The sequence below is a fragment of the Shimia sp. CNT1-13L.2 genome (assembly GCF_024331145.1).
Classification (GTDB): Bacteria; Pseudomonadota; Alphaproteobacteria; order Rhodobacterales; family Rhodobacteraceae; genus Shimia.
The window spans coordinates 109,129-134,159 of the sequence record NZ_JANDJO010000005.1 but is presented as its reverse complement, the minus strand read 5'-3'; the positions used below and the strand labels follow the sequence as shown (position 1 = coordinate 134,159).

Annotated in this window: 23 protein-coding genes; 7 read left to right on the top strand and 16 right to left on the bottom strand. The window is 60.1% G+C overall.

The window, feature by feature from the left end:
• Nucleotides 1-15: 15 nt before the first annotated feature.
• The 5 genes from NNA36_RS12510 to NNA36_RS12490 all read right to left on the bottom strand — a co-directional run bounded on the left by NNA36_RS12510 (nucleotide 16) and on the right by NNA36_RS12490 (nucleotide 5,241).
• Nucleotides 16-1,380, bottom strand: a complete 1,365-nt coding sequence (locus NNA36_RS12510; RefSeq protein ID WP_255107469.1) for a CmpA/NrtA family ABC transporter substrate-binding protein — start codon at nucleotides 1,378-1,380, stop codon at nucleotides 16-18.
• Nucleotides 1,381-1,640: 260 nt separating this feature from the next.
• A complete protein-coding gene (locus NNA36_RS12505; protein WP_255107467.1) occupies nucleotides 1,641-2,816 on the bottom strand; it encodes a CmpA/NrtA family ABC transporter substrate-binding protein in 1,176 nt (391 codons plus the stop codon).
• Nucleotides 2,813-3,397 carry an ANTAR domain-containing protein gene (locus NNA36_RS12500; RefSeq protein ID WP_255107465.1) on the bottom strand — a complete coding sequence of 195 codons (585 nt, stop codon included), beginning with the start codon at nucleotides 3,395-3,397 and terminating at the stop codon, nucleotides 2,813-2,815. The genes NNA36_RS12505 and NNA36_RS12500 overlap by 4 nt, the downstream gene beginning before the upstream one ends.
• A gap of 150 nt (nucleotides 3,398-3,547) precedes the next feature.
• A complete protein-coding gene (locus NNA36_RS12495) occupies nucleotides 3,548-4,288 on the bottom strand; it encodes an SDR family oxidoreductase (protein WP_255107463.1) in 741 nt (246 codons plus the stop codon).
• A 119-nt stretch (nucleotides 4,289-4,407) separates the two neighbouring features.
• Complete coding sequence (locus NNA36_RS12490) at nucleotides 4,408-5,241, bottom strand: alkaline phosphatase family protein (protein WP_255107461.1); 834 nt, start codon at nucleotides 5,239-5,241, stop codon at nucleotides 4,408-4,410.
• A 450-nt stretch (nucleotides 5,242-5,691) separates the two neighbouring features.
• Here NNA36_RS12490 and ilvD point away from each other — a divergent pair, with 450 nt between their 5' ends.
• The 4 genes from ilvD to hisG all read left to right on the top strand — a co-directional run bounded on the left by ilvD (nucleotide 5,692) and on the right by hisG (nucleotide 11,034).
• Nucleotides 5,692-7,542, top strand: a complete 1,851-nt coding sequence (gene ilvD / locus NNA36_RS12485; protein ID WP_255107459.1) for a dihydroxy-acid dehydratase — start codon at nucleotides 5,692-5,694, stop codon at nucleotides 7,540-7,542.
• Nucleotides 7,543-7,754: 212 nt separating this feature from the next.
• Nucleotides 7,755-9,245 carry a histidine--tRNA ligase gene (hisS, locus tag NNA36_RS12480; RefSeq protein ID WP_255107458.1) on the top strand — a complete coding sequence of 497 codons (1,491 nt, stop codon included), beginning with the start codon at nucleotides 7,755-7,757 and terminating at the stop codon, nucleotides 9,243-9,245.
• Complete coding sequence (locus NNA36_RS12475; RefSeq protein ID WP_255107457.1) at nucleotides 9,245-10,330, top strand: ATP phosphoribosyltransferase regulatory subunit; 1,086 nt, start codon at nucleotides 9,245-9,247, stop codon at nucleotides 10,328-10,330. The genes hisS and NNA36_RS12475 overlap by 1 nt, the downstream gene beginning before the upstream one ends.
• Complete coding sequence (gene hisG / locus NNA36_RS12470) at nucleotides 10,327-11,034, top strand: ATP phosphoribosyltransferase (protein WP_255107456.1); 708 nt, start codon at nucleotides 10,327-10,329, stop codon at nucleotides 11,032-11,034. The genes NNA36_RS12475 and hisG overlap by 4 nt, the downstream gene beginning before the upstream one ends.
• On the opposite strand, the gene NNA36_RS12465 is transcribed toward hisG, so the two are convergent.
• Complete coding sequence (locus NNA36_RS12465; RefSeq protein WP_255107455.1) at nucleotides 11,031-11,462, bottom strand: DUF1489 family protein; 432 nt, start codon at nucleotides 11,460-11,462, stop codon at nucleotides 11,031-11,033. The genes hisG and NNA36_RS12465 overlap by 4 nt on opposite strands.
• 201 nt (nucleotides 11,463-11,663) lie before the next feature.
• Between NNA36_RS12465 and NNA36_RS12460 the strand changes: the two genes are divergently transcribed.
• Complete coding sequence (locus tag NNA36_RS12460; RefSeq protein ID WP_255107454.1) at nucleotides 11,664-13,943, top strand: adenosylcobalamin-dependent ribonucleoside-diphosphate reductase; 2,280 nt, start codon at nucleotides 11,664-11,666, stop codon at nucleotides 13,941-13,943.
• Between the two features lie 72 nt (nucleotides 13,944-14,015).
• Here NNA36_RS12460 and NNA36_RS12455 read toward each other — a convergent pair whose 3' ends face one another.
• The 10 genes from NNA36_RS12455 to NNA36_RS12410 all read right to left on the bottom strand — a co-directional run bounded on the left by NNA36_RS12455 (nucleotide 14,016) and on the right by NNA36_RS12410 (nucleotide 23,515).
• Nucleotides 14,016-14,942, bottom strand: a complete 927-nt coding sequence (locus NNA36_RS12455) for a 3-hydroxyacyl-CoA dehydrogenase NAD-binding domain-containing protein (protein ID WP_255107453.1) — start codon at nucleotides 14,940-14,942, stop codon at nucleotides 14,016-14,018.
• A complete protein-coding gene (locus tag NNA36_RS12450; RefSeq protein WP_255107452.1) occupies nucleotides 14,942-15,691 on the bottom strand; it encodes an SDR family NAD(P)-dependent oxidoreductase in 750 nt (249 codons plus the stop codon). Before NNA36_RS12450 ends, NNA36_RS12455 begins: the two co-directional genes overlap by 1 nt.
• Nucleotides 15,684-17,105, bottom strand: a complete 1,422-nt coding sequence (locus tag NNA36_RS12445) for an aminobutyraldehyde dehydrogenase (protein WP_255107451.1) — start codon at nucleotides 17,103-17,105, stop codon at nucleotides 15,684-15,686. The genes NNA36_RS12450 and NNA36_RS12445 overlap by 8 nt, the downstream gene beginning before the upstream one ends.
• A 17-nt stretch (nucleotides 17,106-17,122) precedes the next feature.
• Nucleotides 17,123-18,052, bottom strand: a complete 930-nt coding sequence (locus NNA36_RS12440; protein ID WP_255107449.1) for a 3-keto-5-aminohexanoate cleavage protein — start codon at nucleotides 18,050-18,052, stop codon at nucleotides 17,123-17,125.
• Entirely contained in the window at nucleotides 18,049-18,459 is a 411-nt protein-coding gene (locus NNA36_RS12435; protein WP_255107447.1) for a cupin domain-containing protein, read from the bottom strand. The genes NNA36_RS12440 and NNA36_RS12435 overlap by 4 nt, the downstream gene beginning before the upstream one ends.
• 14 nt (nucleotides 18,460-18,473) lie before the next feature.
• On the bottom strand, nucleotides 18,474-19,268 hold the full coding sequence (locus NNA36_RS12430; RefSeq protein ID WP_255107446.1) for an SDR family NAD(P)-dependent oxidoreductase: 795 nt from the start codon (nucleotides 19,266-19,268) through the stop codon (nucleotides 18,474-18,476).
• Nucleotides 19,265-20,800 (bottom strand): choline-sulfatase, encoded by a 1,536-nt coding sequence (betC, locus tag NNA36_RS12425; protein WP_255107444.1) that lies wholly within the window; start codon nucleotides 20,798-20,800, stop codon nucleotides 19,265-19,267. The genes NNA36_RS12430 and betC overlap by 4 nt, the downstream gene beginning before the upstream one ends.
• 84 nt (nucleotides 20,801-20,884) lie before the next feature.
• Entirely contained in the window at nucleotides 20,885-22,024 is a 1,140-nt protein-coding gene (locus NNA36_RS12420) for an SRPBCC family protein (RefSeq protein WP_255107442.1), read from the bottom strand.
• Nucleotides 22,025-22,140: 116 nt separating this feature from the next.
• Nucleotides 22,141-23,154: a GlxA family transcriptional regulator gene (locus NNA36_RS12415; protein WP_255107440.1), complete on the bottom strand. Its 1,014-nt coding sequence runs from the start codon at nucleotides 23,152-23,154 to the stop codon at nucleotides 22,141-22,143.
• A 160-nt stretch (nucleotides 23,155-23,314) separates the two neighbouring features.
• Nucleotides 23,315-23,515 (bottom strand): DUF1127 domain-containing protein, encoded by a 201-nt coding sequence (locus NNA36_RS12410; protein WP_255107439.1) that lies wholly within the window; start codon nucleotides 23,513-23,515, stop codon nucleotides 23,315-23,317.
• Nucleotides 23,516-23,844: 329 nt separating this feature from the next.
• Here NNA36_RS12410 and ruvC point away from each other — a divergent pair, with 329 nt between their 5' ends.
• Together ruvC and ruvA are read left to right on the top strand one after the other, a co-directional pair.
• Complete coding sequence (gene ruvC / locus NNA36_RS12405) at nucleotides 23,845-24,351, top strand: crossover junction endodeoxyribonuclease RuvC (RefSeq protein ID WP_255107437.1); 507 nt, start codon at nucleotides 23,845-23,847, stop codon at nucleotides 24,349-24,351.
• On the top strand, nucleotides 24,348-25,028 hold the full coding sequence (gene ruvA / locus NNA36_RS12400) for a Holliday junction branch migration protein RuvA (RefSeq protein WP_255107435.1): 681 nt from the start codon (nucleotides 24,348-24,350) through the stop codon (nucleotides 25,026-25,028). The genes ruvC and ruvA overlap by 4 nt, the downstream gene beginning before the upstream one ends.
• Nucleotides 25,029-25,031 lie beyond the last annotated feature (3 nt).

Sequence of the window (25,031 nt, the reverse complement as noted above, 5' to 3'; positions counted from 1 at the left end):
GTGGCTCGCTAGAGATCAGCCTTGGACCTCGGTGCCGACGACTTTCTGTTGGCCTTTCAGACCAATCGGCAGGCTGTCGAGGTAGGCGTTCGGGGTTTTGCCGTCATAGGCAATGCCGTCGATGATGTCTTCGGCCGGGGTCGGTGCCTTGTAGCCGTCGCTATCCCAGGGGAAGTCGGCTTCATTGGCGAGACCTTCTTCAACCAGGAGCTTGGCAGCTTCGAGGTAGATTTCGGGCTTGTAGACCGATTTGGCGACCTCGTCATACCAGCTGTCCGGCTTGGCCTCGGCGATTTGACCCCAGCGGCGCATCTGGGTCAGGTACCAGACGGCGTCCGAATAGAACGGGTAGGTCGCGTTGTAGCGGAAGAACACATTGAAGTCAGGAACTTCACGCTTGTCACCCTTTTCGTATTCGAAGGTGCCGGTCATCGAGTTGGCGATCACTTCATAGTCGGCGCCCACGTACTCCGGTTGCGACAGGATCTTCACGGCTTCGGGACGGTTGGCGTTGTCGTTCTCGTCCAGCCACATCGCGGCGCGGATCAGAGCCTTGACCACGGCGAGGGTGGTGTTCGGATATTCCTCGGCGAATTCTGCGGTGATGCCGAAGACTTTCTCGGGGTTGTTCTTCCAGAGTTCGTAGTCGGTGATGACCGGAACGCCGATGCCTTTGAAGACGGCCTGCTGGTTCCAGGGCTCACCTACGCAGTAGCCGTAGATGGTGCCGGCTTCCATGGTGGCGGGCATTTGCGGCGGCGGGGTCACCGACAGGAGAACGTCTGCGCCGATCTGGCCGGTGATGTTTTCGGGGCTGTAAAAGCCGGGCTCGAGACCACCAGCTGCGAGCCAGTAGCGCAGTTCATAGTTGTGGGTCGAAACCGGGAAAACCATGCCCATGTTGAAGGGCTTGCCTTCGGATTTGTACTTCTCGACAACCGGTGCGAGCGACTTGGCCGAGATCGGGTGGATCGGCTTGCCTTCGGCGTCATGCGGAATGTGCGGCTTCATCTCTTCCCAGATCTGGTTGGAAACGGTGATGCCGTTGCCGTTCAGGTCCATCGAGAAGGGGGTGATGATATGTGCCTCGGTACCGAAACCGATGGTGGCCGCCAGCGGCTGGCCTGCAAGCATGTGCGCGCCGTCGAGTTGGCCGTCGATCACACCATCCAGCAGCACTTTCCAGTTGGCTTGTGCTTCCAGCGTAACGAAGAGGCCTTCGTCATCGAAGAAGCCCTGTTCATAGGCGACGGCCAGGGGTGCCATGTCGGTCAGCTTGATGAAGCCGAAGGTCAGTTCGTCTTTTTCGAGTTCCAGTTCTGCCATTGCGGGTGTGACCATCATGGTGGTCGCCGCGAGGATGGATGCAATCCGTTTCATGTGTCTTTCCTCGATGTGGCCCTGTTCGCGGGCGGTAAAAACAAAAAAGCCGCTGACGCACACTGCCCTTCGAAGGCAGCGGGTCGAGCGGCTTTGCTCAGCGTTCCCAAGTCTATGGGAGGAGGTGACAACGGAACGCCATTGCTCCGTCTTGAGACCATTAAGGCGGGTGAAGTGTCGGCGAACAAGGTTGGGGGATGCTGCGAGTGCGAATTTCATGCTGCAATGCCGCAATGCGCGGGGGATTGCACAATTTTTAATCAACTCGTCTGGCTCGAGTCGAAGATTGCACCGTTGAAAAAGCGATCCGGCTGAAGAATCAGGGTGCCCGCCTTGGAGGCCACAGGGGTTGGGACAGAGATTGCGCCTTCGACTTTTTGGGATGCGCCGGGCATTTCCGCGCCGGTTGAGGCCAGGTGTTTTCTGTAGAGGTCGGAGCGGAAGACATCCGACGCTGCTTTTGCGGCCTGCACGCGGTCGAGTCCGAAGCGCGTTGCCATGCGGTTGCCGATCCAGGCGGCCTGGGATTTCCACGGGAAGCTTGCCGCGCCTTCGAAAAAGCCGATCATGCGCGGAACACGGCGGGTTTCGCCACGCTGCGAGATCACCATCTGCCCGGACAGGGCGCGTTCGATGATTTCCGCGCTGACCCCGAGGTATTCCGGCCACGACAGCACTTCGGCAATCGTCGACAGTTTGGTTGGATCACCCAGCCAGCGGCCAGCTTTCCAGACCGCCCGCATAAGGCGCCCCGTCAGATCCTGTTCGGCTTCGGCCCAGTCATGGCGCACGGCCAGAACTTTTTCCGGAGCGAATTGCCAGATCGACTGGCCCGGCAGAATGAGTTCTCCATGTCCGTTTTCGACGGCAATGGACCCCCAAGGTTCACCGACACAGAAGGCGTCAATTTCACCGGCCGCGATGGCCTGCGACATGAGCGGTGGGGGAATGGTGCGGACATCGAGACCCTGCGGGGAGGGCAGGCCGATGCTGTCGAGCCAGTAATAGAGGAGTTCGGCGTGCATCGAAAACGGGAAGGGAACACCGATCCGAATGTCCTTGTTCAAGGAGGACAGGGCCTGACCCGTTGTCGTGGCGTCGAGGAAATCGAGCCGAGCGCCGTTTGCCTTGAGGTCCTGGGCCATCTCGCGAGAGACGCCGATGACGTTGCCGTTGATGGACAGAACGCACAGGGCATCAAAGCGCGTGGCCATTCCGCCGAGGCCGAGGGCCATTGCAATCGGAACCGGTGACAGCATATGCGCCGCTTCGATCTGGCCAAGCGCCAAGCGGTCCCGCAGGGTCGACCATGAAGGCGCGCCTTGAAGCGACAGGTCGAGCCCCTCTTCTTCTGCAAAGCCCAGTTCCCGCGCGATGACGAGGGGGGCGGCATCGACAAGGGGCATGAAGCCGACGTTCAGTGAAACCGTCCTCATGACAAAAGCTCCGCCGCAGTGACGAGGGCCTGGGCGACATCGACAAGCTTTTTTCCCTGATCCATCGCGGTCTTGCGGATCAGGGCATAGGCTTCGTCTTCGCCAATGCCGCGGTTGCGCATGACGATACCTTTTGCGCGGTCAATGATCTTGCGTTCTTCGAGGGCACGTTTTGTTGCCTCGAGTTCGGTGCGCATGCGCTGGAAGACGTGGAACCGTGCAATCGCCGCATCCATGACCGGTTTGATCCGGTCTGCGCGCAACCCGTCTACGACATATGCCGAAACACCGGCGTCGATGGCGGCCTTGGTCAGGCTGTCGTCTGAACGGTCCACGAACATTGCGACGGGCCGGTCCAAGGGAGAGGAGGCGAGTGCCAGTTCTTCGAGCGTGTCGCGGGACGGGTTGGCGACATCGACCAGAACAATGTCCGGGTCGAACTCGGCAACAAAGCGGGCAAGACCGGTTGGTTCCGACAGAACCCGGATCTCGTGAGCGCCGGTTTCCAGAATGCTGTCAACGATGGCCTCGGCGCGATCCTTGTCCTGTTCGACAATGATTATGGAAAGAGATTCTGGCACGGCCCGGTTCTTGCCCCGCTTGTTCGCACGGTACGAAACTAATGCGAGGTGCCGAGGGGGGCCAGAGGGTTTGCTGCAATGCAGCATAGCTGGTGCGACCAAATGTGGAAAATTGTGCGGTCTGCCTGTTTTGTGTGCGTCATTGAATCGCTAGATGCAACGCCCGCCGTCAACCTCCATGCAGGTTCCGGTAATCATCGAGGCCTCTTCCGAACTCAGGAAGCAAGCGGCGTTGCCCATGTCTTCGGGCGTGGAGAACCGGCCAATCGGAATTGTGGACAGGAACTTGCGGCGCATTTCGGGGGTGTCTTCCCCCATGAAGGACTTGAGTAGCGGGGTTTCCCCTGCCACCGGATTCAGGGCGTTCACGCGGATGCCAAAGGGGGCGAGTTCCACGGCCATGGTCTTGGTTGCGGTGTTCATCCATCCCTTCGAGGCGTTGTACCAGTTGAGGTTGGGTCGCGGGCTGATGCCTGCGGTCGAGGCGACGTTGAGGATTGACCCTTCGCCACGAGATTTCATCAAGGGCACGAGATGGCGGGCCGTCAGGTAGACCGATTTGCAGTTCACGGCGAACACGCTGTCGAAGTCTTCTTCGCTGATCGTGTCCAGCGGTGCTGGCAGGTGGGTGACGCCCGCGTTGTTGACCAGAATGTCGACCTTCCCCCAGGCCGATTGCGCCGCGCCGATCATGGTGCGCACGCTGATGTTGTCGGCGACATCAACTTCCTGCGCCAACCCCCCGACCTCTGCGGCCATGTCTTGCGCCGCTTCGGCATTTATGTCCGCGATCATGACGGTGGCGCCTTCGGCCACGAATTTCCGTACGATGCCCGCGCCAAAGCCGGAAGCTCCGCCAGTTACGATGGCGGTCTTGTTCTCTAGTCTCACGATGTTCCTCCCTTGCGATCCGTTTTTCGGATCGTCTTGTGATTTCAGGCTAGGGGCTGTCGCGGCTTGTGGGAAGGAAAACATGGACGGGGCGGCCCGTTGGACCACCCGCAACCTCTTCAGCCTTTCAGGAAGGACGGGCGCATCCCGGTATCCGGTTCAACGCCCATGCGCTCGAGGATTGTTGCGGCGATGCCAAGCTGGCTCAGGACGGTGTCACCGTCGGGGCCTTCTGCATCCCCGAAATAGTAGAAGGCGACATCCCGCATGATGTCTTCGGTGCCGCCGTGGTGTTTGTCTGCGTTCATTCCGTGGTCAGCAGTGACCATAACCTCGTATCCAAGCTCGCGCCATGTGGGCACCGCGCGGGACAGGGCATTGTCGATCATCCAGACCTGATAGTGATACTCAGCGCTAGTGCCGCCGTAGGTGTGGCCAAGGGTGTCTGCCGCGCATGTGTGCAGCAGCAGGTAGTCAGGCTGGTGGGCTTCGGCGAGGATCGTCATCTGCGCGCAGAGGTCGATTTCGGCGGGGGCAACGGCGTTGACCGGTCCATAGCCCTCCATCGAGTAGAAACGGGCGTGCTGGATGTCGGTGTCGGGATCGTGATGCTCGATCGAACGCAGCCGATCCCAGGGACGGTCGACGTAAAGACGGTGATAGTATTCCTGGGCAACGGCGGCGGTGGTCTTGCCCGCGGACCGCGCAAGCGAGAAGACATTGGCCGAGGTCGATGCGCGCATGCCTTCGTTCGAGGTAATGCCGTGTTCGTGCGGCCATAGACCGGTGTGAATGGTCTCGTACATCGGTCCGGACAGCGTAGGCAGGGCCGTCTGCATCTTCCAGCGTCGCGCCTGACCAAGTTCGACGGCGCCTTCGAGGTAGCCACATTGCGACAGGGCAGCGTTGTAGCCAGTGCCGTCCATGATGACGAGGATGACCTTTCGATCCATTTGCGCGTTCCTTTTCGAGCTTCTTCCTGAAGAATGAATGACGAGTGTGTTTTCCGGCTGGCCTGACTGCGACAGACCGGCCGTTTTCGTGCCGTGCGCTAGAGAATTTGGATGAAGAATTTGTGTCATGGGCGGGTGATTTCATCAATTGAGGGTGTTTTTTGCTATTAGGATTAAAATTTTAATGACTTGCACTTACTTATCGATGGCTTGCCTTTGCGCCGTACGTAACCGTTGGAGAATCGCTTGTTGATTGGAGAGGGGCAGGCTATTTCGGCCAGTCTTTTGCTCCGCCGAAAGGGACTCCTTTCAGGGCGATCGTGTTTCTTAGGAAAACAGGGGGATTCTGGTAATAAAATTGCCGTTCCGGCTTGCAAATGCGCATTTCTGATGGCACCCGTCAGGATCAATCCCATATGCAGGGAAACAGCTATCTCAAGGAGAGCCGCAATGCCTGATCTTCGCTCTAAGACGTCCACGTTTGGCCGCCGTATGGCAGCTGCGCGCGCCCTGTGGCGTGCGACCGGTATGAAAACCGAAGATTTTGGCAAGCCGATTGTGGCAGTGGTCAACTCGTTCACCGAATTCGTGCCCGGTCACGTCCACCTCAAGGACATGGGCCAACTGGTTGCGCGCGAGATCGAGAAGGCGGGCGGTGTTGCCAAGGAAATGAACACCATCGCGGTGGATGACGGTATCGCAATGGGCCATGACGGCATGTTGTATTCGCTGCCCTCGCGCGAAGTGATCGCGGACAGTGTCGAGTACATGGCCAATGCGCACTGTGCCGACGCGCTGGTCTGTATCTCGAACTGTGACAAGATCACCCCGGGTATGCTCATGGCGGCCATGCGTCTGAACATCCCTGCGATCTTTGTTTCGGGTGGTCCGATGGAAGCCGGTAAGGTGATCCTTCAGGACGGTGAGCACAAGGCCGACCTCGTGACCGCGATTGTTGGCGCGACCGATGAAGACCGTTCCGAAGAAGAAGTTGAAAAGCTTGAGCGTTCTGCGTGTCCGACCTGCGGGTCCTGCTCGGGGATGTTCACGGCGAACTCGATGAACTGTCTGGCCGAGGCGCTGGGCCTTGCGCTGCCGGGCAATGGCTCGCTTCTGGCGACACACTCGAAACGCCGTGGTCTGTTCGAGGAAGCCGGTCACAAGATCATCGAACTTTGCGAACGCTGGTACAAGCACGGTGACGAGACCGCCCTGCCGCGTGGTATCGCCAACTTCGAAGCTTTCGAGAACGCAATGGCGCTGGATATTGCCATGGGTGGCTCGACCAACACGGTTCTGCACCTGCTGGCGATCGCGCATGAGGGTGGCGTTGATTTCACCATGGCTGACATGGACCGGATGAGCCGCCAGATCCCGCATCTGTGTAAAGTGGCGCCCTCGACGCCCAAGTACCACATGGAAGATGTTCACCGCGCCGGTGGTATCGCCCGGATCATGGGCGAGTTGGATCGCGAAGGCAAAATTCACCGCCACTGTGCCACGGTACATGAAAAGACCGTTGGTGAGTTCATCGACAAGTGGGATGTGCGCCGTGAAAGCGCAGGCAACGAAGCGCGTGACCTGTTCATCGCCGCGCCGGGTGGTGTGCGCACCACCGAGGCGTTCAGCCAGTCGCGCATGTATACGGAGCTTGATCTCGACATCGAAGACGGCTGTGTGCGTGATTTTGACAACGCCTATTCGGAAGAGGGTGGGCTTTGCGTGTTGTTCGGCAACATTGCCGAGCAGGGGTGTATCCTGAAGACCGCCGGTGTGATCAAGGAAATGTATGAGTTCGAAGGCACTGCGAAGGTGTTCGAATCCATGGAAGACGCGATGCACGGCATTCTGCAGAACGAGGTTCAGCCTTATTCGGTGGTCGTGATCCGGTATGAAGGTCCGAAAGGTGGGCCGGGTATGCAGGAGATGCTCTATCCGACCGCTTACCTTAAGTCGAAGAAGCTGGATACGACCTGTGCGCTGTTGACGGATGGCCGTTTCTCGGGCGGTACCGCTGGCCTTTCGATTGGTCACGCTTCGCCGGAAGCCGCCGAGAAAGGCGTGATCGCGCTTGTGGAAGACGGCGACAAGATCAAGATCTCGGTTCCCAACCGCACCATCCATCTGGATGTGAGCGATGAGGTTCTGGCCGAACGCCGTGCCAACCACCCGCAAGCCGACAAGAAAGTGTGGAGGGCCGAAGGTCGTCCGCGCGCGGTGTCGAAGGCCCTCAAGGTCTATGCCGCGCATGTTTCGAACGCGTCTTTGGGTGCGGTTCGCATGCTCGACGAAGAAGACTAAACACTTCTGAAGCCATGATTGGAACGGGGTCGCCTTGGCGGCCCCGTTTTCGTTTTCCGCGCCTTGTGCCAAGCGGTTTACCTAGGTGGCTTCCGTGCACCTGTATCCAGAAGAAAACCGGGGCGGGGCGCTTTGTCGTAAAGGCGTTGCTTGCCCCCGTGCGGGGCATTGGGTAAACGCACGGGCGAGTAAACCCGAAAGGACCATGAGACATGGCCAAAGTGAAGAAAGCCCCCCGCCCCAAGGCAGAGACGCCAAAAGGGTTCCGCGACTATTTCGGTGCCGAAGTGACCGAGCGCAGCCATATGCTGCAACAGATCGCCGGGGTCTATCATCATTACGGGTTCGAGGCGCTGGAATCGTCGGCGGTGGAAACCGTTGAGGCGCTGGGCAAGTTCCTTCCGGATGTAGATCGCCCGAATGAAGGCGTGTTTGCATGGCAGGAGTTCGACGAGAACGACAAGGGCGACTGGATGGCCCTGCGCTATGACCTGACCGCGCCGTTGGCGCGGGTCTATGCACAGCACCGCAATGATCTGCCGACGCCCTATCGCCGATATGCGATGGGGCCGGTCTGGCGCAACGAAAAGCCGGGCCCGGGGCGCTATCGCCAGTTCTACCAGTGCGATGCCGATACCGTCGGCACGGCGAGCATGGCGGCAGATGCCGAAATCTGCGCGATGCTGTCGGATACGCTTGAGACCGTTGGCATTCCGCGCGGCGACTATCTTGTGCGGGTGAACAACCGCAAGGTCATGAACGGTGTTCTGGAGGTCATGGGCCTTGGTGATGATCAGGCCGCGCGTGACAACGTGCTGCGCACCATCGACAAGTTCGACAAGGTGGGCGAACAAGGCGTGCGCGAATTGCTGACCAAGGGGCGTCTGGATGCCTCGGGGGCTTACATTGATGGCGTGGGTCTAAGCGCGGATCAGGCCGAGCCGGTGATTGCTTTCCTGACCTCGAAAGCGTCGGATGTGGCCAAGACGTTCGAGAACCTGCGCGGCGCGGTTGGTGCGTCGAGTGTGGGAGCCGAGGGTATTGCCGAGCTGGAGCAGATTGCAGAGCTGCTGGAGGCTGGCGGCTACGGGGCGGATCGGATCGAGATCGACCCGAGCATCGTGCGCGGTCTGGGGTATTATACTGGGCCCGTTTACGAGGCCGAACTGACCTTTGAAATCTTCGACGAGAAAGGCCGCAAGCGGCAGTTCGGATCGGTGTCGGGGGGCGGTCGTTATGACGATCTGGTCAAGCGGTTCACCGGACAGGCTGTGCCTGCGACCGGCGTGTCGATTGGTGTGGATCGCCTGCTGGCGGCGCTGCGCGAGAAAGGCCGTATGGGTGGCCGCAGTGTTGGGCCGGTGGTTGTGACCGTGATGGATAAGGGTCGGATGGCCGATTATCAGGCGATGGTGGCGGACCTGCGCAATGCGGGCATTCGCGCCGAAGTTTACCTGGGCAACCCCAAGAACTTTGGCAACCAGCTGAAGTATGCCGACAAGCGCAACTCGCCCATTGCCGTTATCGAAGGCGGCGACGAGAAAGACCGCGGCGTGGTGCAGATCAAGGACCTGATCCTTGGCGCCAAGATCGCCGAAAGCGCGACGCTGGAAGAGTGGAAGGAACGCCCGAGCCAGTTCGAGGTGCCGCGCTCTGATCTGGTCGCCAAGGTGCGCGAGATCCTGGAGGGTCAGGAGAACTGATGCCGAGAAAGGCGAAAATTCGCGCCCGCGCCGCCGGGTTGAAAGCCATGTTCGAAGCCGAGGGTGCGCGGTCGGTCGAGACCAACGTATTGCAGCCTGCGGACCTTTTGCTGGACCTTTATGGCGAGGATATCCGCGGACGTGCCTATGTGACGTCGGACACCTTGCTGGGCGAGCAGATGTTGCGCCCGGATTTCACGGTGCCGGTGGTGCAGATGCACATGGAACATGGCGCAGAACCTGCCCGCTATACCTATGCCGGGCAGGTGTTCCGGCGTCAGGAAGACGATATCGATCGCGACAACGAATATACGCAGGTAGGCTACGAGGTTTTCGAACGGGACAACCCCGCGGCGGCAGATGCCGAAGTGTTCGATGTGATCCGCAAGGCACTGCGCGGGGCCGAGTTGAAGGCGTCGACCGGTGACATTGGCGTGTTGATGGCAGCGGTGCAGGGGTTGGAGACAACCGAACGGCGCAAGGCGGCGCTGATGCGCCATGTCTGGCGGCCGCGCCGTTTCCGCGCGCTGATGGATCGGTTCTCGGGGCGAAGCCCGGTGCCTGCAACGCGCAAGGCGCTGTTGGAAAATCCGGCACCGATGGAGAATGATTTCCCGCAGATCGGTTTGCGGTCGGCTTCGGAGATCGAAGCGCGGATCGGCTGGCTGCGTGAAGATGCCGAGGCGGCACCGCTTTCTTCTGGTCAGGTCGAATTGATCGAGGCGCTTTTGAACGTGCGCGAAACCATGCCGTTTGCGCTTGAGCAACTGCGTGACATTGCTGTCGACATGCCCGCGATCACCGAGGCCGTGTTCCGGCTCAAGGATCGCATTGATGCGCTGGCAGCGCGCGGTGTGGATGTGGATAACCTCGACTTTGAAACCAGCTATGGCCGGACGTCGATGGAATATTATGACGGGTTTGTCTTTGGTTTCCATGCGCCGGGGCGGCCGGACCTGCCGCCGGTGGCGACGGGCGGACGTTATGATGCGCTGACCCGTGCGCTGGGTCAGGGGCGCGAGATTCCGGCTGTTGGAGGCGTGATCCGTCCCGGTCTGCTTCTGGAACTGGAGGGCGCGCTATGACGATCAAGTTGGGTGTGCCGTCCAAGGGGCGGCTAATGGAAAAGACCTTTGACTGGTTTGGTGCGCGTGGGGTGTCCATGGCGCGAACCGGCTCGGACCGGGAATATGCCGGTGCGGTCGAAGGTGTCGAAGGTGTCGAACTGGTGCTGCTGTCGGCGGGGGAAATTCCGCGCGAACTGGCCGCAGGTCGAATTCACCTCGGCGTAACCGGTACCGACCTCGTGCGCGAAAAGCTTGGCCAGTGGGAGCAGCAGGTTGAAGAGCTTGCGCTGTTGGGTTTCGGGCACGCTGATCTGATTATCGCCGTGCCGAACTGCTGGGTTGATGTAGATACGTTGGATGATCTGGATGCGGCGGCATCGGCGTTTCGTGCCGAACACGGGTTCCGGATGCGGATTGCCACCAAGTACCACCGCCTCGTACGCGAATACCTGATGGATGCAGGCGTGGCGGACTATCAACTGGTTGACAGCCAAGGGGCGACCGAAGGGACGGTGAAGAACCTGACCGCGGAAGGGGTGGCGGATATTACCTCGACCGGAGATACCCTGAGAGCCAACCACCTGAAGATCCTGTCGGATGCGCTGGTGCTGCAATCGCAGGCGACGTTGTTCCGGTCGCGCAAGGCGCAGATGGATGACGAGGAGCGTGCGGTTATGCAGGCGCTCAAGGTGAAGTTGGGATTGTCGTCGGGGCGCGTTTAACGCACCCCGATTTCCGCAAGGGCGGCGGCAAGTTCGACGGGGATGTCGTCGTCCTGTTTGCGTGCATCTGAGAGATCAGCAGGGCTGTCTTCGGGTTTGAGGTAGCGCCAGCCCTGAAAAGGGCGGCGCAGCGCGGTTTCGGTGCGCACCAGTTGCGGATCAAGGACAATGGCGCAGCGGCGGATGCCATCGGCACCGATGACCTCGTCCAGGCGAAGAATTTTTTGCCGGCACTGGATCACGCCCTTGATTACCCAGTAGATCGAGCCACCTTGTAGGATCTCGCTTTCGCGTTTTGGCCACATGCGGGTGACGTGGCGGGGCAGGCCGTCTTCAGATTGCGCGACGCGGGAAGCCTGCCATTCGGCAAGCGTATCGACGCTTTCACTGCCGACGCTGAGCTTGATGAGATTGACGAAACCAGCCAAGATGTACCTGCTTGAGTGTGACTCGTGGGTGTCTGTATATAGTATATTTCAGTTTGGTAGATGCAAGGTGTTGTGTTACGCTAGGGCTTCGCGCTGATTAACTTTCTTTTTGTCAACCGCATCTTTTGCGTTGATGAAGACCAGAGGCGCGGATAACCAGACCGCCACTTTGCTGCCATCAAGACCATACAGGATTCGCACATGACTCGCTTCGCTGCCCCCATCGCCGAACAGATCTGGGATATGAAGTACCGCTTTAAACAGGCGGACGGAAAACCGATCGACATGACGGTGGAGGATTCGTGGAGGCGGATTGCACGGGATCTGGCGAAGGTTGAGAAAGACCCGGAAGCCTGGGAAGAGCGTTTTTATGGCGCGCTGGAGGATTTCAAATTCCTGCCCGCCGGGCGTATCACCGCCGGTGCTGGTACCGCGCGCAACGTGACCCTGTTCAACTGTTTCGTCATGGGCACTATCCCGGACAGCATGTCGGGCATTTTCGACATGCTGAAGGAGGCCGCGCTGACGATGCAACAGGGCGGCGGCATTGGCTATGATTTCTCGACCATCCGTCCGCGTGGTGCGGATGTGAAGGGCGTTGCGGCGGATGCCTCGGGCCCACTGTCGTTCATGGATGTCTGGGATGCGATGTGCCGCACCATCATGTCGGCCGGGTCGCGCCGGGGTGCGATGATGGCGACCATGCGGTGTGATCACCCCGATATCGAACACTTCATTACCGCCAAGTCTGATCCGGCGCGGCTGCGCATGTTCAACATGTCGGTTCTGGTGACCGATGCCTTCATGGAAGCGGTGAAGAACGATGGCTCGTGGGAATTGAAGTTCGACGGTCGCGTCTATCACACCGTCGAGGCGCGTGACCTTTGGAACAAGATCATGCAGTCGACCTATGACTATGCCGAGCCGGGCGTGATCTTCATCGACCGCATCAACCAGAAGAACAACCTTGGCTATTGCGAAGAGATCGCGGCGACCAACCCCTGTGGTGAACAGCCGCTGCCGCCTTATGGCGCCTGCCTGCTGGGGTCGATCAACCTTGCGCGTCTGGTGAAAGACCCGTTCGAAGGCGGCGCGCGTCTGGATGAAACCGAACTGACCGAACTGGTCGCGATGGCCGTGCGCATGATGGACAACGTGGTGGATGCCTCGCGCTTCCCGCTGGATGCCCAGGCTCAGGAAGCGCAGGCCAAGCGCCGGATCGGCCTTGGGGTGACCGGCCTTGCCGATGCCCTTTTGATGATGGGCCTGAAGTATGGCAGCGAGGATGCCGCTGCGCAGACCGAGGCTTGGATGAAAGCGATCGCGCGTGCGTCTTACTTGGCGTCGGTGGAACTGGCCAAGGAAAAGGGTGCCTTCCCACTGTTTGACAAGGACAAATACGTCAACGGCGGCCTTGTGGCTGATATGGACGAAGACGTGAAGGCGGCGATTGCCGAGCATGGCATCCGCAACGCGCTTTTGACCTCGATCGCTCCCACTGGCACGATTTCGCTTTATGCTGGCAACGTGTCTTCGGGGATCGAGCCGGTCTTTGCCTATGCCTATACCCGCAAGGTTCTTCAGAAGGACGGCTCGCGCACCGAGGAAGAGGTGGTCGACTATGCGGTGCAGATGTGGCGCGACAAGTTCGGCGATAAAGAACTGCCGGACTATTTCGTGAATGCCCAGACGCTTGAGCCGCAGGCACACGTGCGGATGCAGGCGGCGGCGCAGAAGTGGATCGACTCGTCGATTTCCAAAACCATCAACTGCCCCGAAGACATTTCGTTCGATGCCTTCAAGGACGTCTACATGCAGGCATGGGATACCGGCTGTAAGGGCTGCACGACCTATCGTCCGAACGATGTGACCGGATCGGTTCTGGCGGTTTCCGAAAAGTCCGAGGATGCGCCGGGCGAGAAGCCCGCGGATCACGTGGCGGACGGCGAAGTGATCTATATGTCCGAGCCGCTGCAACGTCCGCAATCGCTTGAGGGGGCGACCTACAAGCTGAAGTGGCCCGACAGCGAGCACGCGATTTATCTGACCGTGAACGACGTGATCATCAATGGTCATCGTCGCCCGTTCGAAGTGTTCATCAACTCCAAGAACATGGAGCACTATGCTTGGACGCTGGCGCTGACCCGGATGATCTCGGCTGTGTTCCGTCGCGGTGGGGACGTGTCCTTTGTCGTGGAAGAGCTGAAAGCGGTGTTTGATCCGCGCGGCGGTGCCTGGATGGAAGGCAAGTACATTCCGTCGATCCTCGCTGCGATTGGCGGCGTGATCGAGCGCCACATGATCGCCATCGGGTTTATCGAAGGCGAAGGCATGGGCCTCAAGACCGACCCACAGGCCGAGGTGATGGCCGTGGGTGAAGCACCCCGCGGCAAGGCCTGCCCGAGCTGCGGCCAGTTCGACATGCGCATGGTCGAAGGATGCATGACCTGCGGCAGCTGCGGCCATTCCAAGTGCGGCTGATCGCAATGGATGATTTGAAATAGAAACGGGCGGGGAATTCCCCGCCCGATTTCGTTTCCGAGAAACCGTTGTTTAGCGCATCCCCACCGTGGCGCGTTGCATGGCGGTTATCAGGGCGTCACGTTTCGCGGAGAGATCAGCCGGGGTTTGGCCGTTGGCCGCCTCGGTGATCCCCGCGATGAGCGTTTCCGCAACTTCGGGAGTGAGATGGATCTGGCCAAGATCGTCCCACCAGCCGTTGAACGTGTCGGTGAAGTGATCGCAGAAGGCGCGCAGGCCGCCTTCTCCCGCCCCCAGATTGAACAGCATGGTTGGCCCCATGGCCGCCCACCGCAGACCGGGGCCGGCCCAGACCGCCTTGTCCACGTCTTCAACACTGGCGACGCCCTCCATCACGAGGCTGATTGCCTCGCGCCAGATGGCGGCTTGCAGTCGGTTGGCGACATGGCCGTTCTTTTCCTTGTGCAGGCGGATGGTGACCTTGCCAACGGCCTCATAGAAACGCTGGGCCTCTTCCACCACGCCCTTGGCCGTCTTTTCGTTGCCCAGAACTTCCACCAGCGGGATGAGATGCGGCGGGTTGAAAGGGTGGCCGAGAACAAAGCGGTCGGGGGTCTGCCAGCCGCCCTGCATCTGCGAGAGCATGAGGCCGGAAGCGGAGCTGGCGACAATGGCGTCGGCATCAAGGGCGGGTTCGATCTCGGCAAAGGTGGCGTGTTTGATCGGCAGGCGTTCGGGGACGTTTTCCTGAACGAACTTGGCCCCGGCGACCGCTTCGGCAGCGCTTGGGTGGAAGGTGATGGCGTCGGGGGTGCCGTGGTCGGTCAGGCCCATCTCCGTAAGCGTGGGCCAAGCGCGGTCGATGTATGCGCGCACGGATTTTTCGACGTCCGATGCAGGATCGAAAAGGGCGACCGAGCGGCCCGAAGCGAGAAAGAGCGCGGCCCAGCTGGCGCCGATGACGCCGCCACCCAGACATGCGGTGTGTTGGAAATCCATCAGAACAGTCCCGGATTGAGAGGGGAGGCGGCGGTCATGCCGCCGTCCACGGTGATACATTCGCCCGTGAGATAGGCGGATTGGTCAGACGCCAGCCACGAGACGATATTGGCAATATCGTCGGGTTCGCCAAAGCGGCCAACCGGATGGCGGGCGAGGGCATCGGACATGGCCTTGGCCGGGTCATTCGCGAGAGCAAAGCCGTCTTCGGCCATTTCGGTCATGATCCAGCCCGGGCGGATGGCATTGCAGCGCACCTTGGGGCCATGATCCACGGCAATGGAGCGGGTCAGGCCATGCACAAAGGCCTTGGACGCGTTGTAAAGCGCCATGGAAGGATCGGAGACCATGCCGGAAATGGAGCCGATGTTGATGATGTTGCCGCCATGGTCCGACATGTCGACGAGAGCAGCCCGACACATGTTGAAGACACCTTTGCAATTGACGTTCATCACCAGATCCCAGTCGTCATCATCGCTTTGGGCGACGGTCTTTTCGACCTGAACGCCCGCGTTGTTCACAAGCAGGGAAACCCTGCCAAAGACGGTATTGGCATCCTTGATCAGATACGCGGCGTCACCGGTCATGGAAACGTCGGCCTGTACCCAGTGAACGGCGTTATCAAGGTCATCCGGGCGCGGGCCGCGACCACAGGTGACGACGTTGTAGCCGTCGGCGAGTAGGCGGTTGACGATGGCGCGGCCGATGCCACGGCTGCCGCCGGTCACGATTGCTGTTGGCTTATCCATGGGCCACCATCACGTGACGGATCGCGGTATAGGCGTCGAGGGCATAGACGCTCATGTCGCAACCGGTGCCAGAGCCTTTCATGGCGGCCCATGGCATTTCGGGTGTCCCGACGCCGTGGGTGTTGACCCAGGTGAACCCATAGCGCAGGCGGCTGGTCATCTCCATCGCGCGCCCGACATTGGCCGTCCAGACCGAGGAGGCGAGGCCGTAGCTGCTGTTGTTGGCGATCTTGAGGGCCTCTTCGGCTTCGGAGAAACGCGACAGCGTGACAACCGGTCCGAAAATTTCGTTGCGGGCGACTTCGGCGTTGTTGTCGACATTGGCAAGAACGGTCGGGCGGTAGAAGAAACCGTCGCCGTCGCCCGCGCTTCCTCCGATGACGACCTCGCAGGAGGTCGACGCGCGATCGACGAAGGCAGCGACGCGGTCACGTTGAGCGGCGGAGACCACGGGCCCCATCTCGGTTCCCTCGGCCCTTTGGGTGCCGATTCGGATTTCTTTCACCTGTGCTTCGACGGCGGCGACAAGCTTGTCATAGACCCCGTCCTGCACCATCACGCGGCAGGGCTGGGCGCAGTCCTGACCGGCGTTGAAGAAGCTGCCATAGCGGATTGTCTCGGCCACGGCGGCGATGTCGGCGTCGTCAAAGACGATGACCGGGGCCTTGCCGCCGAGTTCAAGGTGAACATGGCGGATCTGCTGGCTGGCGGCGCGCATGGCGGCCATGCCGGTCGATGGAGAGCCGGTCACGGTGATGGCTTCCATTTGCGGCGCGTTGATCAGCTGGTCGCCGATCGAGGGGCCACGGCCATGGATCACATTCAACACACCCTTGGGCAGGATGTCGTTCAGAAGTTCGGCGGCGCGCAGGGTCGAAAGGGGGGTGATCTCGGAAGGTTTGAGCGTCACCGTGCAACCGGCGGCGATTGGGGCCGCGAGCTTCCATGCGGCCATCATGAGGGGATAGTTCCAAGGCGCGATGGCAGCGACGGGGCCGACCGGGTCACGGCGGATCATGCTGGTGTGACCGGCGACATATTCCCCGGCCGCTGAACCGGACATGGTGCGCGCAGCGCCGGCAAAAAAGCGGAAGGTGTCGATGGTCAGCGGCATCTCGTCGTCTCGCGCTGAGGGCCAGGGTTTGCCGACATCGCGGCTTTCCAGTTCCGCCAGTTCGTCCTGATTGGCTTCCAGGCAATCGGCGATTTCGAGAAGGAGTGCGGCACGCTCTGCCGGGGTACTGCGCGAGAAGGTCTCGAAGGCGTCCTCGGAACTGCGCACGGCGGCCTCGACCTGCTCGGCGCTGGCCTCGTTTACAGTGGCGATTTCGGCACCGGTCGCAGGGTCGATCACGGGTAGGGCCTCGCCGTCACCTGTGACGCATTCGCCGTTGATTAGCATCTTGGTTTGCATGGTTTCCTTCCCTCGCTTCAGAACGCGACCTGATCGCCGCCCTTTAGATCGAGGCGCTGGCGGGCTTCGTCGGGGGTGGCGACCGTGAGGCCGAGGTTTTCGATGATCTCGCGGATTTTGCGGACCTGCTGTGCGCTTGAGACGGCCTTTTGCCCGGGGCCGATATAGAGGCTGTCTTCGAGGCCGACGCGGACGTTGCCACCAAGCAGGGCGCTTTGGGTGGTGAAGGGCATCTGGTGGCGTCCGGCGGCCAGCACGGACCATTCGTAGTCATCGCCGAACAGCTTGTTGGCGATGGTGTGCATGTGCATGAGGTTATCGAGATCGGCCCCGACGCCGCCGAGAATGCCAAAGACCATCTGAACGAAGATCGGGCCTTCGATCCATCCCTGATCGCGAATCCAGGCGAGGTTGTAGAGGTGACCGAGATCGTAGCACTCGAATTCAAAACGGGTGCCGTGCCCCTGACCGAGTTCCTTGATGCAGTATTCGATGTCGGCGAATGTGTTGCGGAAGATGAAATCGCGCGTCATGTCGAGGAACTCGGGTTCCCAGGCGTGTTTCCAGTTCGAATACTTGTCCTTCATCGGGAAGATGCCGAAGTTCATCGACCCAATGTTCATCGAGGCCATTTCGGGGCTGGCACGGGTGGCTGCGCGTAGGCGTTCCTCGCGGCTCATGCCAAGGCCGCCGCCTGTCGAAACGTTGATAACGGCGTCCGAGGCCTGCTTGATGCGCGGCAGGAACTCCATGAAAAGATCGGGGTTCGGATCAGGGCGGCCATCCTCGGGGTTGCGGGCGTGCAGGTGGATGATGCTCGCGCCTGCCTCGGCGGCTTCGATGCTGGCCTCTGCGATCTCAGTTGGTGTGATCGGCAGGTGTTCGGACATCGTGGGGGTGTGAATGCCGCCGGTGGGGGCGCAGGTGATGATGACGGGTTTGCTCATGTGTCGGACCCTTCGGGCAAAGCCCCCCAAGCACCGCGATCGTCGCCATCCACGATGGTGATCTCGTCGCCGGGGGTGGAAATGGCGATGTGGGAAAAGGCGCTGTCGGCGGTTGCGCCGTGCCAATGCGGATGACCGGCAGGGATCACCGCGACATCGCCGGGTTCCATGACGCGTTCGCCGGTGGCGTCTGCCACGATGCCCCGCCCCGAAGCGCCGATCAGAACCTGATCGTTCTTGTGGACGTGAACGCGGTTGCGGGCTCCGGCTGCGAAATCAACCATGTAGATGTCGAGCTGGCCGGTGTCGGGTGCGCCAGCGAGCAAGGCTGCTCCGATGTCGCCCATCACATAGAGGTCACCTGTGGCGGGGTCTCGTGGGGCCTGACCGGATTTAATGAATTTCATGACCGCCTCCTAGTTCAGAGCTTCATTTGCTGGACCTGCGCCGACAGGCCACCGTCCAGCACCCAAAGCTGACCGCTGGCGTAGCGGGCTTCATCCGAGGCCAGCCAGTTGACGAGGTTGGCGATGTCGTCGGGGGTGCCGTAGGTGCGCATCGGGTGCACGTCGCGCACCGCCCGTTGCAGTTGGTCGATGGATTTGCCGCCCGCGCCCGAGCCGTCTCCGGTGAAGAAACTCTGCAACATGGGCGTGTCGATATAGCCGGGGCAGATGGCGTTGACGCGGATGCCTTCGGGCCCATGATCGCAGGCCATGGCACGGGTCAGGGCGTGCACTGCGCCCTTGGTGGCACAATAGGCGGCGAGGCCGGGGTCAGCGATGAACCCATCATAGGAGCCAAAGTTGATCAGGCTGGCACTGGAGCCGGATTTGGCCGCGGCGCGCAGGAGCGGCAGGGCGTATTTCGAGGTGAGGAAAGTGCCGGTGACGTTCACGGCAAAGCTCTGGTTCCATTCCGCAAGCGAGGTTTCTTCGATGGTCTTCTCGATCTCGATCCCGGCGGCGTTGACCAGGATGTCGAGTTTGCCTTCCTCGGCTTGCACCTGTGCCATGGCGGCCTGCACATCGCCTTCGTCAGCCACGTTCATTCGGATGAAGCGGCTGCCGTCGTCGTCGTGCTGGTCCAGTGAACCGGTCTCCGAGAGGTCTGTGGCATAGACAGTGGCCCCTTCACGCAGAAAGCGGGCGACGATGGCGCGGCCGATTCCGCCACGCCCACCCGTGACAAGGGCGGTTTTTCCTTCAAGCATCATGTTGCGGTGTCTTTCCTGTTCAGTCGGTAGTGTTCTGCGGCCACGGTCCAGTCCATGTGGTTGCGCACGTATTGATGGCTGGCGTCAGACGGCGGGTTGTAATCCCAGTGTTCACCTGCCCCTGCTTCCATCGCGGCGTGCAGCGCGCGGCGGGATTTCTGGGTGGCGATGATGTCAGAGCGCAGTTTCTCGCTGTCCCAGCGGTTGGTGACTTCGGCGGCGAAGGCCTCTGATGCCGTCTCGTAGGAGGGGTCAGAGGCGCGGTTTGTGGTTTCCAGCGGGTCGATGGCGAGATCGTACAATTGCGGAGGGTCAGGATCGCAATGGATGTATTTTAGCGCGCCGCGCCGGATCATGAACACGGGATAGGGGGTCATCTCGGCGCAGTATTCGCCGATGGCCTCATCAACGGGATCGTCTTCGCCACGGGCCAGCGGCATCAGGGAGCGGCCGTCGATGGGTTCGCCGATGATCGCACCGTCATTGCCCGCGATGTCGAGGAACGTCGGAAGCAGATCGACAAGCGAACAGGCGTTGGAGGCAGTGCCGCTGGCAATCCCGGGGCCAGCCATGATGAGGGGGACGCGGGCAGAGTTTTCGAAGAAGTTCATCTTGTACCACAGGCCACGTTCGCCCAGCATGTCGCCATGATCGGCGGTGACGATGACGACGGTGTTGTCCAGTTCGCCGATGTCCTCCAACGCCTTGACCATCGCACCGACCTTGCTGTCGAAATAGCTCACGTTGGCGAGATAGGCGCGGCGGGCGCGGCGGATTTCTTCTTCGGTCAGGGGAACGTAGCTGGCCTCGATGCCATCCATGACCCGGCGCGAGAAGGGATCCTGCTCTTCTGGCGCGAGGGTGAAGTCCGGCATGTCGATTTCATCGTCGGAATAGAGGTTCCACCATTCGGGCTTGGCGACATAGGGGTCATGGGGATGGATGAAGCTGGCCACCATGCAGAAGGGGGCGTTGTTTCCGGCGGTGCGGTCGCGCCCGCGGTCGATCAGCCAGCGGCGGGCGGCGAATTCGACTTCGTCGTCATAGTCGGTCTGGAAGGTGGCAATGGCTTCGCCGCTTTCCTTGACCGTCTGCATGTTGTGATACCACTTGTCGATGCGTTCGTCGTGGGCTTCCCAATCCGGGGTCCAGGCGAAATCGGCGGGGTAAATGTCGGTGGTGACCCGGTCTTCGAACCCGTGTTTCTGATCCGGGCCGACAAAATGCATCTTGCCCGAAAGGCAGGTGCGATATCCGAGGGATTTCAGGTAGTGGGCAAAGGTCGGGACAGTGGCGCGGAATTCTGATGCGTTATCATAGGCGGCGATGCGGCTGATGTGCTGTCCGGACATGAAGGAAAACCGCGATGGTGCGCAGAGCGGCGAGTTGCAGTAGGCCGCGTCAAACCGCATTCCGCGATTGGCAAGCGCATCGATGTGTGGGGTCTTGGCAACCTTATGTCCGTAGGCACCACAGAAGTGCGGTGCCAGCTGGTCTGCCATGATGACTAGGATATTGGGGCTTCTGGCCATGTGTTTCCTCCCTGTTCAGCCAATGCGTTCCATGGGCCGCCCTTGGGGGCGGTTCGAAACACATCGGCTTTGGGCAGGGTGATATCATCCGGCGGCCCGTTTGTAGGCGTCAAGAACTAGGCCATGGAAGTGATGCACCGCGTGTTCGGACATGCCCGAGCCGTCGGGATCATTTACGATGCGCCCCTGCGTGAAGGCAGGGGTCATCATACCTTTCTGGACGCTTTCGCAGATGGCGATGTCTTCGACCTGAAGCACTTCGTCGAGGTAGCGGATGCTTTCGATCTCGGCTTCGTTCGGTGTTTTCTCCTCGAGGAAGAAATCATAGGTTTCCAGTGTCCGGTCGGGGCCTGCCGGTATGATGTTGAGGATGATCATCGAGGACCGGCCGGGATAGCGCATGATGCAGGTATTGGGCCAAAGCCACCAGACCGCATGGGTTTTCACGGTGGCGTTGGAGACATCATAGGCGCTGTTGGCGCTTTGTCCCGCGTCTGCCATGTGGCTTGAGTAGATGCCGTGGGTTGTCACCTTGTAGGTGTCCATGTCGACAAGGGTGCAGAAATCCTTGTGCGCGGTTGGGCAGTGGTAGCACTCGAGGAAGTTGTCGACGACGTTTTTCCAATTGGACTTGATGTCATAGGTGAGGCGATGCGCAAAGGTGAGCTCTTCGATGTCCGGCGCCCAGTGGCGAATTTCGGTTTCGAGGTCGCCGGACAGGTCACGCAATGGCGGGGCGCTGCGGTCGAGGTTGACATAGACAAAGCCACAGAACTCTTCGACCTGAACCTCGTCCAGGCAGATGTCTTTGGGTTGGAAATTCTCCAGGGTTTCGGTGTGGGGCGCACGAACCAACTGACCATCCAGCTTGTAGACCCAGGCGTGGTAGGGGCACATGATGCGCGTGATGTTGCCTTCGCCGGAAAGAAGTTCGTGCGCACGGTGCTTGCAGACATTGTAGAATGCTCGCAATGCGCCTTCGCGGTCACGTACGATGGCAATGGGCTGGCCCGCGATCTCGATGGTCACATAGCTGCCCGCATCACGCAGTTTCTCGACGTGGCAGACCCATTGCCAGGTCTTGGCGATGATCTCTTGCAGGTCGACCTGATGCCAGGCGGGATCGGTGTAGGCTTCGGCCTTGAGAGCGAGCGAGGCGGAGGCGTTTTCGTGATAGCCCCCGGCAATGGCATCGAATTGTTGCTTGGACGGTCGTTCCGTCATGGCTGACCTCATGTTCTGAAACTCGGTGGCGCATCGGCCTTGATCTCAGCATTGCGTCAGCTTAGCGCAGTTGGGAAACTTTTTTCGCCAGAACTTTATCAATTTTGGACGCTATCTCAGGATTTGACTTTTCGATGCATTGGCCACGCTCGGAATTCGAAGGGAATACGACCTTCGCTGCGATCCTGAATAGGCGGCATCCCGAAACGATCGCGGTAGGCGCGGCTAAAATGGATCTGACTGGAAAAGCCGCTGGCAATCGCAATCTGGGCCATTGAAAGCGTCGTCTGGGTCACCAGGCCGCGGGCGCGATCAAGGCGGATGTCGCGGTAGTACATCGCGGGTGTTTTGCGCAGGTATTGCGAGAAAAGCCGGTTGAGTTGGCGCTGGGAAATTCCCGCCTGTTCGGCGACGTCGGGGATGCTGAGCGGTTCTTCGAGGTTGGTTTCCATCAGCTTGATGGCGTGGCGGACAACGTCGGGCACGGTCGCCCCCATCGGTTCGTTTCCGCTGGGGTTCTGAGGAGCGCCATGACCGCGGAATTCAGGGTGGAATATATAGCGGGCGGCGGCATTGGCGATATCGCTTCCGTAGGTGCTTTGCAGGATCTGAAGCCCGAAATCGACAGAGGCGACCCCGCCGCAGCAAGTGATGCGGGGGCCGTCAAAAACGGTCAGATTTTCGCTGAGTTCGACATCGGGATAGAGCTCTTGGAAAGCATCCATGTGCTCGTAGTGGACGGTGGCCTGGCGTCCGTTGAGAAGACCGGCCTTGGCCAGAACAAAGGCACCGGTGTCGATGGCGCCGAGGGTGATCGACTGGCGGGATGCCGTCCGAAGGGCAGAGAGGATGGCCGGAGTTCCGTGTTCGTCGGGCGTCCAGCTTGATGAGACGATCAGGAAGTCGGTGCCGTTTGCGGGCAATTCGGCTAGGGCCTGAGTTTCGAGACTTGCGCCGTTGCTTGCCGTACAGGGGCCGCCATGTTCCGAAGCGAACTCCCACTGAAACAACCCGCGACCTTCAAGGTAATTGGCAGCGCGAAAGGGATCGATGAAATTCATCGTGGCGGCCAGATTGAAATTCGGGGTCAGGATGAGCCTGATGCGAATATGGTCGGGAAGCGATGCCATGCCGTGCCTGCGCTGGGTTTCGATTCCAGTCTAGCAAGTTCGGCAACCATTGCAGCCGATGAATGCGACATGGCTGCGCAAAAAGAAAACCGCAGTGGTGTGACTGCGGTTTCTTTGATCCGAAGATCTGAAAACGGATGAAAACGTGTTTCGTTTCCCGTCAGCGGATGTTGTCGACGTCGAAGCGCGACAGACCGATGTCTTCGAGTTCGCGTTCGGTCAGACCGTTGAGTGCGTTGCGGGTGACGCGATCGTCGTTCCATGCAACGACGGCTGCTGCCAGGGTTGCGAAGGTCTGGCCAATACGGCCAGCGAAGCCAGCAGTTTCAAACTGCGCGCGGGTGGTGTCAAAAGCGGCCATATCAATCTTCCTTCTGTTTGGGTGATGGTCGTCGTTTTCGTGAAACCGCATTTAGGAGCCTATTTATTGCGCAACAAGGAGAAAAAACTGCATAGGTGATATGCAGTTTGTGCATGGATGAAAGATGCTGCAAAGGCCTTAAAAATATGGCGGAAACCGGCCTTGAAAGTGTCGCGTTTGACCTGCGGAATGGTCGCAATCAGACCTCGAAATGCAATGCCGGCATAGCGGGCAATTTCCTATGCAATGTGTGCAAGGGTCTTGGCGAATGTTCCGGTTTTGTGCTAGTGGTTCAAAAATGCAACAAAACACGAGCAGTTGGATAAAATATGCGGGTTTTGGGAATCGATCCCGGTTTGCGGAACATGGGATGGGGTGTCATTGACGCCGAAGGCAGCCGACTCAGTCACGTCGCGAACGGTATTTGTCACTCGGAAGGTGAAGACTTGGCGACTCGGTTGTTGTCGCTTCACGAGCAGCTGACCGATGTTGTGGCCCGGTTCGAGCCGGATCATGCCGCCATCGAGAATACCTTCGTCAACAAGGATGCGGTTGGCACCCTGAAGCTGGGTCAGGCGCGGGGCGTGGCCCTTCTGGTGCCTGCGCAGGCGGGCTTGGTGATCGGGGAATACGCGCCCAACAAGGTCAAGAAGACGGTGGTTGGCGTTGGTCACGCGGAAAAGCATCAGGTGGAGCACATGGTCAAGCTGCAACTGCCCGGCGTTAAGATCAATGGGCCGGATGCCTCGGACGCGCTGGCGATTGCGATCTGTCACGCGCATTATGCCAAGGCGGGCGCAGGGCTTGAGGGGGCCTTGAGGAGGGCAAGCGCATGATCGGCAAGATTACCGGACGGATCGAATACCGCAGTCTGGATCATGTTCTGATTGACGTGCGTGGTGTTGGCTACATGGTGTACGTCTCCGAGCGTACGCTGGCCGGGCTGCCGGGCAATGGCGAGGTTGTGGCGCTGTATACGGATATGTTGGTGCGCGAAGACCTGATGCAGCTTTTCGGGTTCACCACGCTTGTTGAGAAAGAGTGGCACCGTCTGTTGATGGGTGTGCAGGGCATTGGTGCCAAGGCGTCGATGGCGATCCTTGGGGCGTTGGGCGCAGATGGCGTGAGCCGGGCAATCGCGCTTGGCGATGTGAATGCGATCAAGGCGGCCAAGGGCGTCGGCCCCAAGACGGCGCAGCGCGTGGTGATTGAGTTGAAAGACAAGGCACCGGGTGTGATGGCGCTGGGGGGAACGTTGGACGAGGCGGTTGGCGTGGCCGAAGCAGAGGCCGACGTGGTCGAGCCGGTAACGCCCGCTCCGAAGCGGGCCGCAAAACCAAAGGCGTCGTCGAATGCTTCGGCGCAGGCAGAGGCGTTGTCGGCACTGGGTAACCTTGGCTATGGTCCAGGAGATGCCGCCGCTGCGGTGGCCGAAGCGGCGGGCGAAAACGAAGGGGCGGATACCTCGACGCTGATCAAGGCGGCGCTGCGGCTTCTGGCCCCGAAGGGATAAGGC